Source organism: Flavobacterium sp. ACN6 (genome assembly GCF_002304005.1).
Taxonomy (GTDB): domain Bacteria; phylum Bacteroidota; class Bacteroidia; order Flavobacteriales; family Flavobacteriaceae; genus Flavobacterium.
On the sequence record NZ_MRCQ01000003.1, the window covers coordinates 315595 to 330994 of the forward strand.

The following is a 15400-nucleotide window of genomic DNA, read 5'->3' on the forward strand; positions in this document are numbered from 1 at the left end:
AACTATATGCTCATTTAAAGATAAAAATATAAGGCCTTAACTTATATCTATAACGTTTTTTAACAAACGTTTACAAAGTAAAACAACTATACTAAAGAAAGCTCCTAAAAAACCTCCAATTAGCACTCCTTTAAATTTTCCAAAAGCAACTTTATTAAGTGGCAGAATTGGTCTATCAATAATTTGAATAAGTGGAGTTTCTTTTCTTAAAGTAACTTTTGCCAATTCAGTTTGTTTAACTAACTCCGTTAATATTGCAGTGTTTGCCTGAACATCTACCTGCCTTTTAGCTGAAGGTGTTCTCCTTACATTTAATGCAGGGTTTAAATTAAAAGTATTATCATTTGCAACAGCAACTCCCATAATCGCACCATTCAGTTCTCGTCTAATAGAATCAGTTTGTCGTTCTAGTATAGCCATGTTCATTCTCGCTTTCTTACTTTTAGTAGCAATATAAAAATCTGAAACTTCTTGAGCTAAGGCATCACAAAAATACTTTGCAAAAATTTCGTTTGTAGAAGAAATATCAATAGATGTAATAGAAATCTTTTTATCTTTTTGAGCAACAGAAAGATCTGATTTTGATAAATTTTTATACATAACTCCTAAGATACTGTCTTGCACTCGAGTAAATACTTTACGGTCTGAATTTGGTAAAAATTGTACATTTGCCAATTTAGGAATTTCAGCCCAATCTGCACGCCATTCATTAATTTGAATATACATTTCTGCTAAAGAGATGATTTTACCATCGTATTTTACAGCAGAAAGAAGTGTTTTTTCCACCATAGATCGAGATTTAATCAACTCTGTTAAATTACTTCCTTCAAATATTCCGCCTCCACTTCCTCCTAGATCTAAACCTAAAGTATTTGCCAAACCGAGTGCCCCTCCAATACCTCCACCTTTTTCATCTTCTAGTGCAAAAGATAAACTGGCAGTATAAATAGGTTTCTTAATTAGAGAATATGTAATTCCTAATAATGTTCCAAAGAGAGCAGCAGCAATAATAATTTTCCACTTTGAAAGTAAATACAGAAACCAATCTTTCAATTGTAGAATTAGGTCTTTCAACGAAATCTCTTCGTTCACTAAAGTTTTATTATTCATTTAGATAATCTATTTAAAGGCTGTTACAATCAACAAGGCTAAACTTGTTATTACACTTCCAATACTAACCCACTCTCCAGTGCTCATTTTTTTAGTTTCGGGCTTTTCAGGAACTACTATTTGTGAATCTGGTTCTACTGCAGGGTATGATCTAAAAAATAAAAACGATTTCGTCACATCTGCTTTTCCATTTGGATAAATAATATATGCTTTTTTCTTCCAGCCCTTGCTGTCAACCCCTCCTACTGAATTGATATAATATTTAAAGTTTTTCCCCTTTCTATATGGAATTTCAGAAGTCAATAAGACATTACCTGTTACTTTAACTCCCTCATTATAAACTGCAACATCAATTTCATCACCTGGAAACAAAGTCACGTTAGAATAATGATTTTTATTATTAACAATTTTTTCCCAGTTAACTGGAATAGTCGCAAATCTTAACTCGTCTTTTAATTTCCTAGTTAGTTTTTCATTTAATGTATCGTTGTTTGATAGATTTAAATCAACACTTTTTATTTTATCTATTTGATCTTCTTTAATTGGTCTGAGAATTTTCATTCCTTCTAAATTAGCAACTGAGGTTAGACCGCCAGCTCTCATTACAACATTATAAACAGTTTCTTTTTTATTTGCTAAAACATATTTTCCAGGATATGCAACAGCTCCTTTTATCACTACACTCTGCGGTTTTTCATAAACTGCTATACGTCGAATATTAACCACATCGAAAGGCTTTAAAATAAAATTCTTTGTCTGTTCATTATTATCAGATAAAATTTCAAACTGAATCAATTCAATACGTTTAGGGTCAGAATCATCAATATAATCAGATTTTATCATTCTGGCAATTTCAACTCTTTTAGATGCAGATCCAGTTAATCCGCCAACTTGAACAATTAAGTCATTTAAAGTCAAATTCTCATAAAACTCGTATACTCCAGGATTTTTAACTTCGCCCTCTATGGTCACTTTGTACTCTTCCCTAAAATCAAGAATAGAATATACGGTAACTATATCCTCTCTTTTTAGTTCAATGTCAGCATTTAGATCTCCAGAAATTGCCGCACTTAAATCAATATTCACAATTTCTGTCGTTAAGTCTGTTTTTAAACGAATTACTCTCGCTCTCTTTGTGTACGCATCTTCGGTAAGTCCTTCTGCTCTTGTAATAAGATCCGTAATTCTCATTCCTTCATTATAAGAATAATAGTTTGGTCTAAAGACTGCTCCTTCAATTTTAATTCGATTCTCAAAACGGTTTAAAATTTTAGTAATTCTAAAAACATCTCCAGACTGAGGAAAATAAGAGCTATATTCACTTTCATTTATATCATGAACTTTAAATTCCTTACCTGTTTTCTGTAATACATTTACTGAAGCTGTATAAGCAAATTCATTAAAGCCTGAAGCAAAATTTAGTAAATCTGAAAAACTTTCCCCGTTTTTCATTTCAAAAATTCCTGGACGTTTTACTTCTCCTGCAACTATAACGCGTTCACTATAAGCTGGGATTCTTATTACGTCATTTTCTTTTAAATTAATGTTATCAGATTGATCTCCTTTTACCAAAAATCTATAAATGTCAATATTCTTAAAAACTTTATTATTCCTAATTAATTCTATATTTCTGTAACTGCCATTTTTTCCTGGACCACCTGCTAAGTGCAATGCATTATAAACAGTTGCCAAAGAAGAAATAGAATAATTTCCTGGCTGTTTGCCACCTACAATGGTGACTTTAATTGTTCGTATTTTGCCCAAACTAACACTGACCTGTGACTGTCCAGAGCTAACTGTACTGTAAACTCTTGCTATGGAAGCCTTAATTTTTTGTGTCGCTGCCTCAACCGTCATTCCTGATACCGCAATTTGACCAACATATTGAATAGAAATTTTACCTTCTACACTTACTGGTATATTAGCATTAAATTCTTGGACTCCATAGATGCTCACTTGTAATTCGTCACCTGGTCCTAATATATAATTAACAGGAGTAGCTATGCTTAAATCTGGTTCAAAATTCAAAGTCGGATTATCAAAAAGTTCAGATCCGAAAATCAATGCATTTACTGAATCTTTTACTTTCTCATTTTTAATGTTATCTTGACTTCTTCCATAATCATTTTCCTTTTTTTGAATTCTAGGTTTTTCCTCTTCTTTATTAGATTTTTTTAAGTAATCATTTAACCTCAGCTTTAATTTGTTATATTCATTCTGACTCATTCCTTTCGAAATTGCCATCGTTTCAACTTGTTCAATTGTAGTATTATTAGCCTTAAGTTGTGCACTAATTTTAGATAAGTCGTCATCCGATAGATAATCAACTTTAACTGTACTTAAATCTTTCGTTTTTAGAATATCTTGCGCATTCGCATTATAAGAAAGTAAAAAAATAAAAAACAGAATAAGAACAAATGTTATTTTTTTCATGCTGATTTAATTTAAGAATATTGTTTCTTATAATAATCTTTATAAGATCCAGATGTTACATTTTGCAGCCACTCTTCATTAGTAAGATACCAATTTATCGTTCTCTCTAGACCTTCCTCGAAAGTCACAGATGGTTTCCAACCTAGTTCTTTATTAATTTTTGAAGCATCAATTGCATAACGCAAATCATGGCCAGGTCTATCTTGTACATAAGTTATCAATTTTGCTGATGTTCCACTTTCTCTCCCTAATTTCTCATCCATTATTTGACATAACAGTTTAACCAAGTCAATATTTTTCCACTCATTAAAACCACCAATATTGTAAGTTTCATGATTTTGGCCTTCATGAAAAACTAAATCTATTGCGATAGCATGATCTTCTACAAATAACCAATCTCTTGTATAATTACCATCTCCATAAACTGGCAATGATTTATTATTAATAATGTTATTTATAAAAAGCGGAATTAATTTTTCAGGAAAATGATAAGACCCATAATTATTAGAACAATTTGTTAAAACGTAAGGTAAGCCATAAGTTTCTCCATAAGCTCTAACGAAGTGATCTGAACTTGCCTTTGAAGCTGAATAAGGTGAATTTGGATCATATGGTGTCGTTTCAGTAAAAAGACCTTCGGCTCCAAGGGATCCATAAACTTCATCAGTGCTAATATGATAAAATCTTTTATTTTCAAAATTCTCTTTCCATTGATTTTTTGCTGCATTTAGAAGGTTCATTGTACCAATCACATTTGTTTTAACAAATGCTAAAGGATCTTTGATTGAACGGTCTACATGAGATTCTGCGGCTAGGTGCAACACCCCGTCAAAATTATGAATTGAAAATAATTCATTTATAAACGTCTCATCAACAATATCCCCTTTTACAAACGTATAATTTGATTGATCTTGAATATCTTTAATATTTTCCAAATTACCAGCATAAGTCAAAGCATCTAAATTAAAAATTTGATACTCAGGATATTTATTTACAAAACGTCTTACTACATGAGAACCAATAAAACCAGCACCACCGGTTATAAGAATTTTTTTCATTTTAAATTTCAATTAATTTAATAAATCTGAATTTTGTTTTTCTAAATCATTATATATATCCTTTACATCTTGCGAATTTTCTTTTTGTAAAATCAAATTAGCAGTATTTGTATGTATAAAAATAGTGTTTCTTAGCCCTAAAAACACAGTATATTTTTCACAACCGATAACCATATTTCCGTTGTTATCGATAGGATGTCCTTTCGTTACCAAATATTCGTAAACCGATTCGAAAGAACCTAAATCAGACCACGAAAATGAAGCTGGTACTACTTTAATTTTTTTGCTTCGCTCCATGACAGCATAATCAATACTAATTGAAGGAATTTCCATAGACAAATCTAAATCTAAAAACCCCTCTTTATTAGCTTCCCAAACTGCTCTTGATTTTTGATAAACATCAGGCTGAAATTGTTTTAATTCTTCTAAAAGGACGCTAGCCTTAAAACAAAACATACCACTATTCCATAAAAAATTACCTCTTGCTATGAAATCTTTCGCAGTAGTTTCATTTGGTTTTTCACGAAATGACAATACTTTATCACCTTTTGATTCAATATATCCATAACCTGTTTCAGGTTTTGTTGGAATAATTCCAAAAGTAACAATATAACCCTCTTTTGCTTTTGAAATTGCTTCTTGAATTGCATTATTATAATCAGCCATTTTATCGATAATATGATCTGATGGTGTGATAATTAAAATATCATCTAGTTCTGATGCAAATGCTGCAAAAGCGATTGCTGCGGCAGTATTTCGCGGAGTTGCTTCAATAATGTTTATATAAGAAGTATTGGTTTTATCCATTACTTTAGCGCTTAATTGATGATTATCGATATTACCAACTACCATTACTTTATTAGCTAAATGACTATTTCTTTCAACGGTCATTTCAAATAAAGATTTTCCTTCAAATATTTCGAGGTATTGTTTAGGTTTACTTTTGCGAGAGAGAGGCCATAATCTGCTTCCAACTCCTCCCGTCAAAATTACATGTATAATTGAATTATTATTTTCCATTTCTCTTTAAATTAAAAAAGCTTTAAACTATTACAATCTGTTGTCCGCTATGGCACCTAAAACTCCTTTTACATCATACAATAAACTATTTTCATTTTGTAATGCTGAAAAATTCAATTTTAAAAATTCATTATGGGATACCCCCAAAACAATTGCATCAAATTTTTCTTTTGACAAAGATTTAATAGTTTCTAATTTATATTCTTTTTTAACCTCATCTGCATTCGCTAACGGATCAAAAATCGTAACTACTATACCGTAATCCTTTAAAGCTTTTACGACATCAACAATTTTAGTATTTCTAACATCTGGACAATTTTCTTTAAAAGTAATTCCTAACATTAAAAGACTTGCTCCATTTACCGAAATTCCTTTCTTTATCATTAACTTCACTATTTGTGAAGCCACATATTCTCCCATGCTGTCATTCAAACGTCTTCCTGCCAAAATTATTTCAGGATGATATCCAAATTCTTGTGCTCTTTGTGCTAAATAATAAGGATCGACACCAATACAATGTCCCCCAACAAGACCTGGTTTAAAAGGCAAGAAATTCCATTTTGTTGATGCAGCCTCTAAAACTTCTTGTGTATCAATATTCATTAAGTTGAATATTTTAGCCAATTCGTTTACAAAAGCAATATTGATATCACGTTGTGAATTTTCAATAACTTTCGCTGCTTCTGCTACTTTAATACTTGGTGCTAAGTGGGTTCCTGCTGTAATGACTGATTTATATAATTCATCAACCTTGAAACCGATTTCTGGTGTCGAACCAGAAGTAACTTTTAGAATTTTTTCGACAGTATGCTCTTTATCTCCTGGATTTATTCTTTCTGGTGAATATCCTGCAAAAAAATCTTCATTAAATATCAGACCTGAAACTCGTTCTAGAACTGGTACACATTGCTCTTCCGTAGCGCCAGGATATACTGTAGATTCGTAAACAACAACGTCGCCTTTCTTTAAAACCTTTCCAACAGTCTCACTAGATTTATATAAAGGAGTTAAATCTGGTCTGTTATTTTTATCGACTGGTGTTGGTACTGTAACTATATAATAATTGCATCCTTCAATATCACTTAGCGATGTTGAACAATATAGTCCTTTTACATCATTAGGATTCGTAATTAAAACCTTTTGCAAAACATCATCTTCAACTTCTAAAGTTGAGTCAGTCCCAGATTTTAAAGAATTGACTCTTGATTCATTAATATCAAAACCAACTACCGAATATTTTGTAGCAAATAATCGAGCTAAAGGCAATCCTACATAGCCTAAACCTATAACCGCAATTTTTACATTTTTTTCTAATTCCATTTTTTTTAATTTATTTAGGTCATTAAAATTCACGGCTTCGCCGTTCCAAGTCACAAATTGCAACTCAGCTACCTAAATTAATCATTTTCGGCAAATATAATACAATAACTCTACTTTTTCAATACGGTTTCCCGTAATAAACAAAAAACAGTTGTTAATAAAAAAGCCTTAAAACACAATACGTTATTAATCAAGGTGTAAATAATTACTTTATAAAAAAAACAGAAGAAAAAAATCTAAAAAAGACTTTCTCTTCTGTTAATTTTATTTGATAACGCAATTATTTATACTTTATTTTCAAAACGCATCCTAATGTTTCTAATACAAGAACATAATATTTATTCGATATTTCTTGTACAATAGCATTTTGATTACTAAATGCTCCCGAATCTAATTTAATTTTGTCACCAACTTGTATTGTTGAAACTGAAACATCACTTATGTTGGTTGCCTGAAGACTTGTTTTTATAACTTCAATTTCTTGATCTTTTACTATCGCGGGTTTACCAAGCCAAAATAAATATCTTACAACCCCTGCAACTTGAAAAACCGAATTCCTATCTGAATCTGCTATCTGGACAAAAACGTAAGAATTAAAAAGCGGCACTTCAATTTTTTTCTTTCTATCTGACCATTGTTTAACTTGAGCAATTAAAGGACAATAGCATTCAATTCCTAATTGACCCAGTTTATCTGCAACTTTCTTTTCCCATTTAGGTTTTGTATAAACTACGTACCAATTCATTTTTTTCTTTATATCGAAGTATTTTTTTACTACCTCATATTAGTCACTTCAATTTCTTACAAACTAATTTAAGAACCAATATTTGTATATACAAAACCAATTGATTCTAATTGTTTACCATCCAAAATATTTCTTCCATCAAAAACGAAAGCGGGCTTATGCATTGAATCGTAAATCTTTTTCCAATCGTAACTCGTAAATTCGTCCCATTCAGTTAGTATTGCAATTGCATGAGATCCAGCACATGCCTCATAAGCATTATCAAAAACATTCAAAGATTTGATATTCTCTTCACTTATTCTTGTTTCTAAATAATCTAAATCAGCCAGCATTTTATTTCTCGAAACTTTTGGATCAAAAACTGAAATCTTTGCCTGCTCATTAATTAAGTCATCTGCAACATAAATTGCAGCAGACTCTCTGGTATCATTTGTATCTTTTTTAAACGCCCAGCCTAAGAATGTAATTTTTTTATCGGCAACTGTATTATATAAAGTTTGAACAATTTTATTTGAAAATCTTCTTTTTTGATGATCATTCATAATAATAACTTGCTCCCAATAATCAGCAACTTCGTTCAATCCGTATGATTTAGCTATGTAAACCAAATTTAAGATATCCTTTTGGAAGCATGAACCTCCAAAACCAACTGAAGCTTTAAGAAATTTAGGCCCAATTCTACTGTCCATTCCAATCGCTCTAGCTACTTCATTTACATTTGCACCTGTTTTTTCACACAATTCAGACATTGCATTAATTGATGAAATGCGCTGCGCTAAAAATGCATTTGCAGTAAGCTTCGATAACTCTGAAGACCAAACATTTGTTGTTAAAATTTTATCTTTACTCACCCAGTTTGCATAGACACCCACTAGTGCATTAATTGCCTCCTGACCTTCTGGAGTTGTATCTCCGCCAATTAAAATCCTGTCAGGATTCAATAAATCTGTAACTGCTGTTCCTTCAGCTAAAAATTCTGGATTGGATAAAATCTGAAATTGAACTCCATTTCCTGTATTATCCAAAATACTTTTAATTGCCTCAGCAGTACGAACAGGTAACGTAGATTTTTCAACTACGATTTTGTTTTGTTCTGCCACTCTCGCAATTTGTCTGGCACATAATTCAATATATTTTAAATCTGCAGCCATCCCTTTTCCTTTTCCATACGTTTTTGTTGGCGTATTTACCGAAATAAATATCATCTGCGCCTCGTCGATTGCTTTATCTACATCCGTAGAAAAAAACAAGTTTCGACCTCTTGCTTCCGATACAATTTCAGAAAGTCCAGGTTCATAAATTGGGATATTTTCAGGATTAGTATCGTTCCAGTCAGCTATTCTTTGTTCATTTAAATCAACAACTGTAACTTGAATATGTGGACATTTTTGAGCAATAACCGCCATTGTAGGACCACCAACATATCCTGCCCCTATGCAGCAAATTTTTGTAATTTTCATTTGATCTATTATTATCTTAATCTTTATTTATTTTAAATTCTCCCAATACCATCCAACAGCTTCTTTCAATCCAGCTTCTAAGGAATATTCTGGATCATAACCTAATATATTCTTTGCCTTTTCGATGCTGGCTAATGAATGAGGAATATCTCCCACCCTATTTTCTCCATAAACAACTTGAACATCATTTATTTTTGAATCAAATTCAGACAAATATTGTTTTAAATATTTAACTAAATCATTTAATGTATTTCGATCTCCAAATGCGGTGTTATAAACAGAGTTTACAGCCGCTGGATTTTCACAAATCATCGCTAATTCATTCATTTGAATCACATTATCAATGTAAGTAAAATCACGAGAATAATTTCCGTCTCCATTAATTACTGGGCTTTCATAATTCATAAACTGCTTTACAAATTTTGGTATTACAGCTGCATAAGCTCCATTTGGATCTTGCTTTCTACCGAAAACATTAAAATAACGTAATCCTATAGTTTCCAATCCGTATGTTTTACTGAAAATTTCAGCATATAATTCGTTTACATATTTAGTAATAGCATAAGGCGACAATGGCTTCCCTATTACTTCTTCTACTTTTGGAAGCCCTTGTGAATCTCCATAAGTTGAAGAACTCGCCGCATAAACAAAACGTTTTACTTTAGCATCTCGAGCCGCAGTAAGCATGTTTAAAAATCCTGAAACATTAACATCATTTGTAGTAATAGGATCTTTTATTGATCGAGGTACAGAACCTAACGCTGCTTGATGCAAAACATAATCTACACCTTCAACAGCAAGAACACAATCATCTAGATTTCGAATATCTCCTTCTATTAATTTAAAATCAGGGTTGCTTAAAAAATCTTTTAAATTATGACGATGACCTGTCGAAAAATTATCCAAACAAATCACTTTATGACCTAATCCTAAAAAGTATTCCGTCAAATTAGAACCAATAAATCCAGCTCCTCCAGTAATTAAAATTATTTTTTTTGATGTGTTTTCCATTTATCTAAGATTAGCTCTTTTTAAATCTATTTAATAGTGATTTCCAAAATCCTAATTTAACTTCTTCTTCATGATAACCATCTGAATAAGCACCATAACCATATCCGTAGCCATAAGCTGTACCATATTTAGCCTTATTTTCATAACCATTAAGGACTATACTAATATTGCTTAACTCACCACGTTTGATTCTGTTATTTAACATTGTTATCATTTCTTTTTTGGTATAATTTTGTCTCACAATGTATAATGTAACATCTGCAAATTGAACTAATTCTAATGAATCTGCAACTAAACCAACGGGCGGCGTATCCAAAATTATATAATCGTATTTCTCTTTTAATTTATCAATTAATTCCTTCATTGCATCACTTAAAATAAGTTCAGATGGATTTGGAGGAATTGGGCCAGAAAGTATTACATCTAAATTTGGAATGGAAGTTGAACTCGTAATTTCTTCCAAACTATTTTGCCTAATTAAGTAGTTAACAACTCCTAAGGGCGTTGTCAATTGAAACTCATCCGCTAATCTAGGTTTTCTCAAATCTAAACCAACAATTACAGTTTTCTTTTCACTTAATGCAAAGACAGTTGCAATATTTATCGAGCAAAATGTTTTTCCTTCACCACTGATTGAAGAAGTAATCATTAACGTTTTTGATCCGCTGACTTGTTGTTTTTTATATAAAAATTGCAACGAAGAACGCACCCCTCTAAAAGCCTCGGAAAGAGCCGACTTGGGCTTATCAAAAACTGCCAGACTTCTTGAATCTTTACTTACACCAATTACTCCTAGTAAAGGTATTTGAGTCAATTTGCTTATATCCTCGGCATTTTGAATAGAATTATTAATGAAGAAAATAGCAAACACAAATAACAAAGGAATTAGAGTACCTAAAAATAAAGCCAGAATATAATTTGCTGACGTTTTAGGACCAATTAAACCATCTCCAATATCTTTGGCTGGATCAATAAAATGAATATCTGACAAATTAGATGCTTTTACAATTTCTGCTTCGTTTCTCTTTTGAAGAAACTCAGTATAAATATTATCATTTAAATCATATTTTCTTTTGATTTTCAATAATTCTTGCTGTTCTTCAGGAAGTTTTCGAACAGTACTTTCTGCTTGACCTATTTTAGCATTTACTACGGACAGATCATAAAGTAAAGACGTTTTTGCTGTTGTTATATTTTCTTGTAGAACATTTTTTAAAGCCTGCATTTGATTATCAAAATCTTTAAAGATTTTTTCGCTTTTTACAGCATAGGACATTTCAGATCTTTGAGTTGAAAGAGCTATTAATTTTGAAACGCTGGCTATGATGTTTGGATCTTCAATTCCTGCTACTGAAGGTGCTGGTAATCTAGAATAATCACTACTGCTGTTTAAATACGATTTTAATGAATTGTAATATGCAATTTTTCGAGTTACTTCATCTCTCTCAAGATCAAAATTCATTATTTTATCGGAAACTTTAGAACCGCCATCTTCTATTTGAAAAATATTTTTGTCCTTTTGAAAAGTTTTTAGTTCGTTACCTGTTTGTTTCAACTGGGATTCCATCGCAACCAAAGTACTATCAATAAATTTAATAGTATTGGTTGCAAACTGATTTTTACCATCCAACTGTATTTTTATAAGCATTTTCACAGTAGAATTCAAATAATCAACCATTCTTGCTTTATTTGTTCCCTGCATTGACAATGTCAACAATGATCCGCTTCCTTTATCACCGTCAACATTTATTCCCCTATACCTAGAGACAGTCCCTTCAAAATCATTAAATCTAACAAAATATTCTTTCCCCTTATAAAAACCTGGATTATCTGTTATTTGAAGTGTCCAGTTTAAAAAAGGCAGCTTTACCTGTTCTCCGACTTTGTATCTTTTTGAAAAAGTTCCAACTTGTACAGATGTATTACTATAAGTGTTATTACTGTAAGTAATTAATGAAACTGAATTATTTTCAAAAGGAATTTCAATTTGATATTCGCTTTCACTCAAAAATTTAATTTTTATTAATGCATTGGCAAGCTGTCCTTTTGATTTATCAATATTTACATAAAAAGGCACAGCACCATACGAATCAATTAAATTATATTTTCCTTGTTCTAAATAATCAATATAAAACTGCAGTTTATCCACAACTAGTTCGTTGTGAGATCTTGATTTTAAAATTGTGGAAATTCCATTGACTTGATCCGAAATCCCTCCCCAATTAAAAACTAAACTTGTATTTGAAGTAAAAAATGGATTACTTTCTTCTTTAATAGAAATCATAGTCTGCATTCCATAAATTTTTTCTTTACGAATGTTTACCTGATAAGCTATTGTTAACGCAATGATCAAACTAATAAGAAACCATTTCCAGTAACTAACAATTTTCAATAAGAGACCCTTAAAATCAAAATTGGAATGATTTTCAAAAATGGAAAAATCTTTAATATCTAACATTTTTTAGATCTGTTTTTAATTTTGTATAATAAGATAAACCGTTGTTGCCAAAGATAGTAATGTAATAATTGTTCCAATAGACTGAATCCCAGTTTGCCCCGTACCCCAAGTTTTTTGTCTTAATGGTTTCACATAAATATAATCGTTTGGCTGCAAATAATAATAAGGAGATTTCATCACATTCACATCTGTAAGATCAATATCATTCATTTGGACACCCGTAGGTGTCTGACGAATTACAGTTACTGCTTTTCTATTACCAACTGTAGTAATATCTCCAGCATTAGCGATAGCCTCCAGAATAGTAACATTATCTTTAAATAAAGTTTTTGTGCCTGTACTTCCAACTTCTCCATTAATTGTATATCTAAAACCGGCCAGTTTTACAGTAACAAAAATATTTGCTTCACTTTTAAAATATTCTTCTAATAATTTTTTTTCAATTTTTACACGAACTTCTTCAAGTGTATAACCAATTACATTTATTTCGCCTAAAATTGGCATTCTGATATTTCCATGATCATCAACTGTAAAACCATCAAAATAAAGATCTGATTCCGACTTAGCAGCTTGAACTCCTTCTGTATTTGATGTATTAAATATAGAAACTAGTTTTGGATCAATTGCTTTTATGTTTATACTTAAAACATCATTAACTTGTAATCTATATGGTTTTGATTCTACCGCGGCAATAGAATTTTGCTCGCTTGAAGTACTTTTATCTTGAAGATAAACTAAATCTTTAATCGGAATACAAGATGTAAATAATACCGAGATTAATAAAAATAGATAAAAGTTGTTTTTTGTCATTAGTTTAATTTTATACAAATAAAGTTTTTCCTTTAATGCTTGGAAAATCGAAATTATTTGGGGTTTTAGTTAATTATTTTTAAATGTTTTTTCAAAAGGAACCCTATGTAAAATACTTCTCCCTAATGTTATTTCATCTGCATATTCTAATTCGTCACCAACAGATATTCCTCTTGCTATTGTTGATATTACAATATTTGACTCGCCTATTTGCTTATAAATATAGAAATTCGTTGTATCTCCTTCCATTGTTGAACTTAGGGCAAAAATAATCTCAACCACTTTCCCTGATTTCACTTTTTCTACCAAAGTTGAAATATTCAGTTGATTTGGCCCCACTCCTTCAATTGGTGAAATCTTTCCTCCAAGAACATGATAAATACCTTTAAATTGGCCCGTATTTTCGATCGCCATTACATCTCTAATATCTTCAACTACACATATAGTCTCATGATTCCTGAGAGCATTAGCGCAGATTTCACAGATTTTAGTATCCGAAATATTATGACAGCTTTCACAAAATTTAATATCTTCCCGCATATTTAATAATGCTTGGGACAAAAAAGAAGTTTGTTCTTTAGGCTGCTTAAGCAGATGAAGAACCAATCGAAGTGCTGTACGCTTACCAATGCCAGGCAATTGCGACATTTCGTTAACCGCTTTTTCAATTAATTTTGATGAAAATTCCATGACGACAAAAGTAATACTTTTAATGATTTAGCCTGCATACGATTGATTAAATTCACAATGAATAAAATTCACTGATTAAATAAAATCTCATCAATCGAATGCAGGCTAAACTATTTAATAAAAAACAGTTTTTAATATTGATTTGTAGCCAGTAAAACTAAAGTACATGCAACTTCTACCTCAATATTATTCAACTCTAACAATTGATATAATTGCGGATTTTCTGTACCTGGATTAAAAATCACTCTTTTAGGCTGTGCTTCTATAATATAATTGTAGTAATCACGCTGATTATTCGGATTCAGATATAATGTTACTGTATCTATATTTTTTACAGGAATGGCTTTTGTGTGAATTTTTACACCTGCAACTTCTCCCGTTTGTTGTCCAATTGCAATTACAGTATGTCCTTTTTGAGTCAGGGCATTTATAGCTCTAAAAGCATAACGATCTGGTCTTGTAGTAGCACCAAGAAGTAAGGTTTTTTTGTTTTTCATAATAATAAATATATGGTACAAAAGTAATCAAAAGTGCTGGTTTAAATTGTTTTATTAATTTAGAATATTAACTGTAAAAAAATAATATCCTCTTTTTAATTTATCATGCAGCTATTAAAATTTGATTATTTTTACCTCACTAACCAATTTTTATATGGATTTATTTATTTACCTATTTGCCGCTCTTTTTTCAGTCTTAAACCCTATTGGCACTGTGCCTATTTTTGTTGGATTAACACAGCATGATTCACAAAAAGAACGTTCAAGAATTTCGTTATGGACAGCAATAAACGTCTTTATTATATTATTAGTTTCTTATTTTATAGGTCAATATGTTTTGACTTTTTTCGGAATCAGCATTGATGCGCTTAGAATTGCCGGCGGTATTGTAATTGTAAATTCAGGATTTTCACTGCTTTCTGGTAAATTCAATAAAAAACGAGGAATTAACAAAAAAATAGAAAATGAAGTACAACAAAGAAATGATATTGCACTCACTCCTTTAGCTATACCAATGCTGGCGGGACCAGGCTCAATGTCCTTACTAATTGCATTTTATCAAGAACATCACGAGATTGAAGAAATTATTTTTTCTTGTCTTGCGATTTTAGCAATTGCTGTTGCAATTTTTGTAATTCTAAAAAGCGCTCATTATTTAGCTAGAATTTTAGGTGCTTCGGGTATTGTTGCAATTTCCAGAATTGTTGGCTTTATAGTTATTTCTATCGGAATTCAATATATTGTAAGCTCGCTAGTAAATATTATTAAAGGAAATTTAATGTAAGATA

Annotated in this window: 13 protein-coding genes; 1 reads left to right on the forward strand and 12 read right to left on the reverse strand. The window is 31.1% G+C overall.

The features are described from left to right. Window positions 1–36: 36 nt before the first annotated feature. The 12 genes from BSF42_RS06780 to BSF42_RS06835 all read right to left on the reverse strand — a co-directional run bounded on the left by BSF42_RS06780 (window position 37) and on the right by BSF42_RS06835 (window position 14612). Window positions 37–1110 (reverse strand): Wzz/FepE/Etk N-terminal domain-containing protein, encoded by a 1074-nt coding sequence (locus BSF42_RS06780; protein ID WP_095952343.1) that lies wholly within the window; start codon window positions 1108–1110, stop codon window positions 37–39. A 9-nt stretch (window positions 1111–1119) separates the two neighbouring features. After that, a complete protein-coding gene (locus BSF42_RS06785; RefSeq protein WP_095952344.1) occupies window positions 1120–3543 on the reverse strand; it encodes an SLBB domain-containing protein in 2424 nt (807 codons plus the stop codon). Window positions 3544–3554: 11 nt separating this feature from the next. Then, entirely contained in the window at window positions 3555–4601 is a 1047-nt protein-coding gene (rfbB, locus tag BSF42_RS06790; RefSeq protein ID WP_095952345.1) for a dTDP-glucose 4,6-dehydratase, read from the reverse strand. A 12-nt stretch (window positions 4602–4613) separates the two neighbouring features. Then, window positions 4614–5621 (reverse strand): mannose-1-phosphate guanylyltransferase, encoded by a 1008-nt coding sequence (locus tag BSF42_RS06795; RefSeq protein WP_095952346.1) that lies wholly within the window; start codon window positions 5619–5621, stop codon window positions 4614–4616. A gap of 30 nt (window positions 5622–5651) precedes the next feature. Then, window positions 5652–6941: a nucleotide sugar dehydrogenase gene (locus tag BSF42_RS06800; RefSeq protein WP_095952445.1), complete on the reverse strand. Its 1290-nt coding sequence runs from the start codon at window positions 6939–6941 to the stop codon at window positions 5652–5654. A gap of 280 nt (window positions 6942–7221) precedes the next feature. Continuing rightward, a complete protein-coding gene (locus tag BSF42_RS06805; protein ID WP_095952347.1) occupies window positions 7222–7686 on the reverse strand; it encodes a UpxY family transcription antiterminator in 465 nt (154 codons plus the stop codon). A 68-nt stretch (window positions 7687–7754) separates the two neighbouring features. Next, window positions 7755–9146: a UDP-glucose 6-dehydrogenase gene (locus BSF42_RS06810; RefSeq protein WP_095952348.1), complete on the reverse strand. Its 1392-nt coding sequence runs from the start codon at window positions 9144–9146 to the stop codon at window positions 7755–7757. Window positions 9147–9173: 27 nt separating this feature from the next. Further along, window positions 9174–10157: an SDR family oxidoreductase gene (locus tag BSF42_RS06815; protein WP_095952349.1), complete on the reverse strand. Its 984-nt coding sequence runs from the start codon at window positions 10155–10157 to the stop codon at window positions 9174–9176. 10 nt (window positions 10158–10167) lie between these two features. Continuing rightward, a complete protein-coding gene (locus tag BSF42_RS06820; RefSeq protein WP_095952350.1) occupies window positions 10168–12615 on the reverse strand; it encodes a polysaccharide biosynthesis tyrosine autokinase in 2448 nt (815 codons plus the stop codon). A 15-nt stretch (window positions 12616–12630) separates the two neighbouring features. After that, window positions 12631–13425 (reverse strand): polysaccharide biosynthesis/export family protein, encoded by a 795-nt coding sequence (locus tag BSF42_RS06825; protein ID WP_095952351.1) that lies wholly within the window; start codon window positions 13423–13425, stop codon window positions 12631–12633. A 69-nt stretch (window positions 13426–13494) separates the two neighbouring features. Beyond that, complete coding sequence (recR, locus tag BSF42_RS06830) at window positions 13495–14115, reverse strand: recombination mediator RecR (protein ID WP_095952352.1); 621 nt, start codon at window positions 14113–14115, stop codon at window positions 13495–13497. A gap of 131 nt (window positions 14116–14246) precedes the next feature. Beyond that, entirely contained in the window at window positions 14247–14612 is a 366-nt protein-coding gene (locus BSF42_RS06835) for a CoA-binding protein (protein WP_095952353.1), read from the reverse strand. A gap of 154 nt (window positions 14613–14766) precedes the next feature. Between BSF42_RS06835 and BSF42_RS06840 the strand changes: the two genes are divergently transcribed. After that, on the forward strand, window positions 14767–15396 hold the full coding sequence (locus BSF42_RS06840; protein ID WP_095952354.1) for a MarC family NAAT transporter: 630 nt from the start codon (window positions 14767–14769) through the stop codon (window positions 15394–15396). Window positions 15397–15400 lie beyond the last annotated feature (4 nt).

Coding starts and splice junctions, on each gene's coding strand:
- BSF42_RS06785 (WP_095952344.1), bottom strand. CDS start 3,543: ATGAAAAAAATAACATTTGTTCTTATTCTGTTTTTTATTTTTTTACTT.
- BSF42_RS06800 (WP_095952445.1), bottom strand. CDS start 6,941: ATGGAATTAGAAAAAAATGTAAAAATTGCGGTTATAGGTTTAGGCTAT.
- recR (WP_095952352.1), bottom strand. CDS start 14,115: ATGGAATTTTCATCAAAATTAATTGAAAAAGCGGTTAACGAAATGTCG.
- BSF42_RS06840 (WP_095952354.1), top strand. CDS start 14,767: ATGGATTTATTTATTTACCTATTTGCCGCTCTTTTTTCAGTCTTAAAC.
- BSF42_RS06825 (WP_095952351.1), bottom strand. CDS start 13,425: ATGACAAAAAACAACTTTTATCTATTTTTATTAATCTCGGTATTATTT.
- BSF42_RS06795 (WP_095952346.1), bottom strand. CDS start 5,621: ATGGAAAATAATAATTCAATTATACATGTAATTTTGACGGGAGGAGTT.
- BSF42_RS06805 (WP_095952347.1), bottom strand. CDS start 7,686: ATGAATTGGTACGTAGTTTATACAAAACCTAAATGGGAAAAGAAAGTT.
- BSF42_RS06780 (WP_095952343.1), bottom strand. CDS start 1,110: ATGAATAATAAAACTTTAGTGAACGAAGAGATTTCGTTGAAAGACCTA.
- BSF42_RS06810 (WP_095952348.1), bottom strand. CDS start 9,146: ATGAAAATTACAAAAATTTGCTGCATAGGGGCAGGATATGTTGGTGGT.
- BSF42_RS06815 (WP_095952349.1), bottom strand. CDS start 10,157: ATGGAAAACACATCAAAAAAAATAATTTTAATTACTGGAGGAGCTGGA.
- rfbB (WP_095952345.1), bottom strand. CDS start 4,601: ATGAAAAAAATTCTTATAACCGGTGGTGCTGGTTTTATTGGTTCTCAT.
- BSF42_RS06820 (WP_095952350.1), bottom strand. CDS start 12,615: ATGTTAGATATTAAAGATTTTTCCATTTTTGAAAATCATTCCAATTTT.
- BSF42_RS06835 (WP_095952353.1), bottom strand. CDS start 14,612: ATGAAAAACAAAAAAACCTTACTTCTTGGTGCTACTACAAGACCAGAT.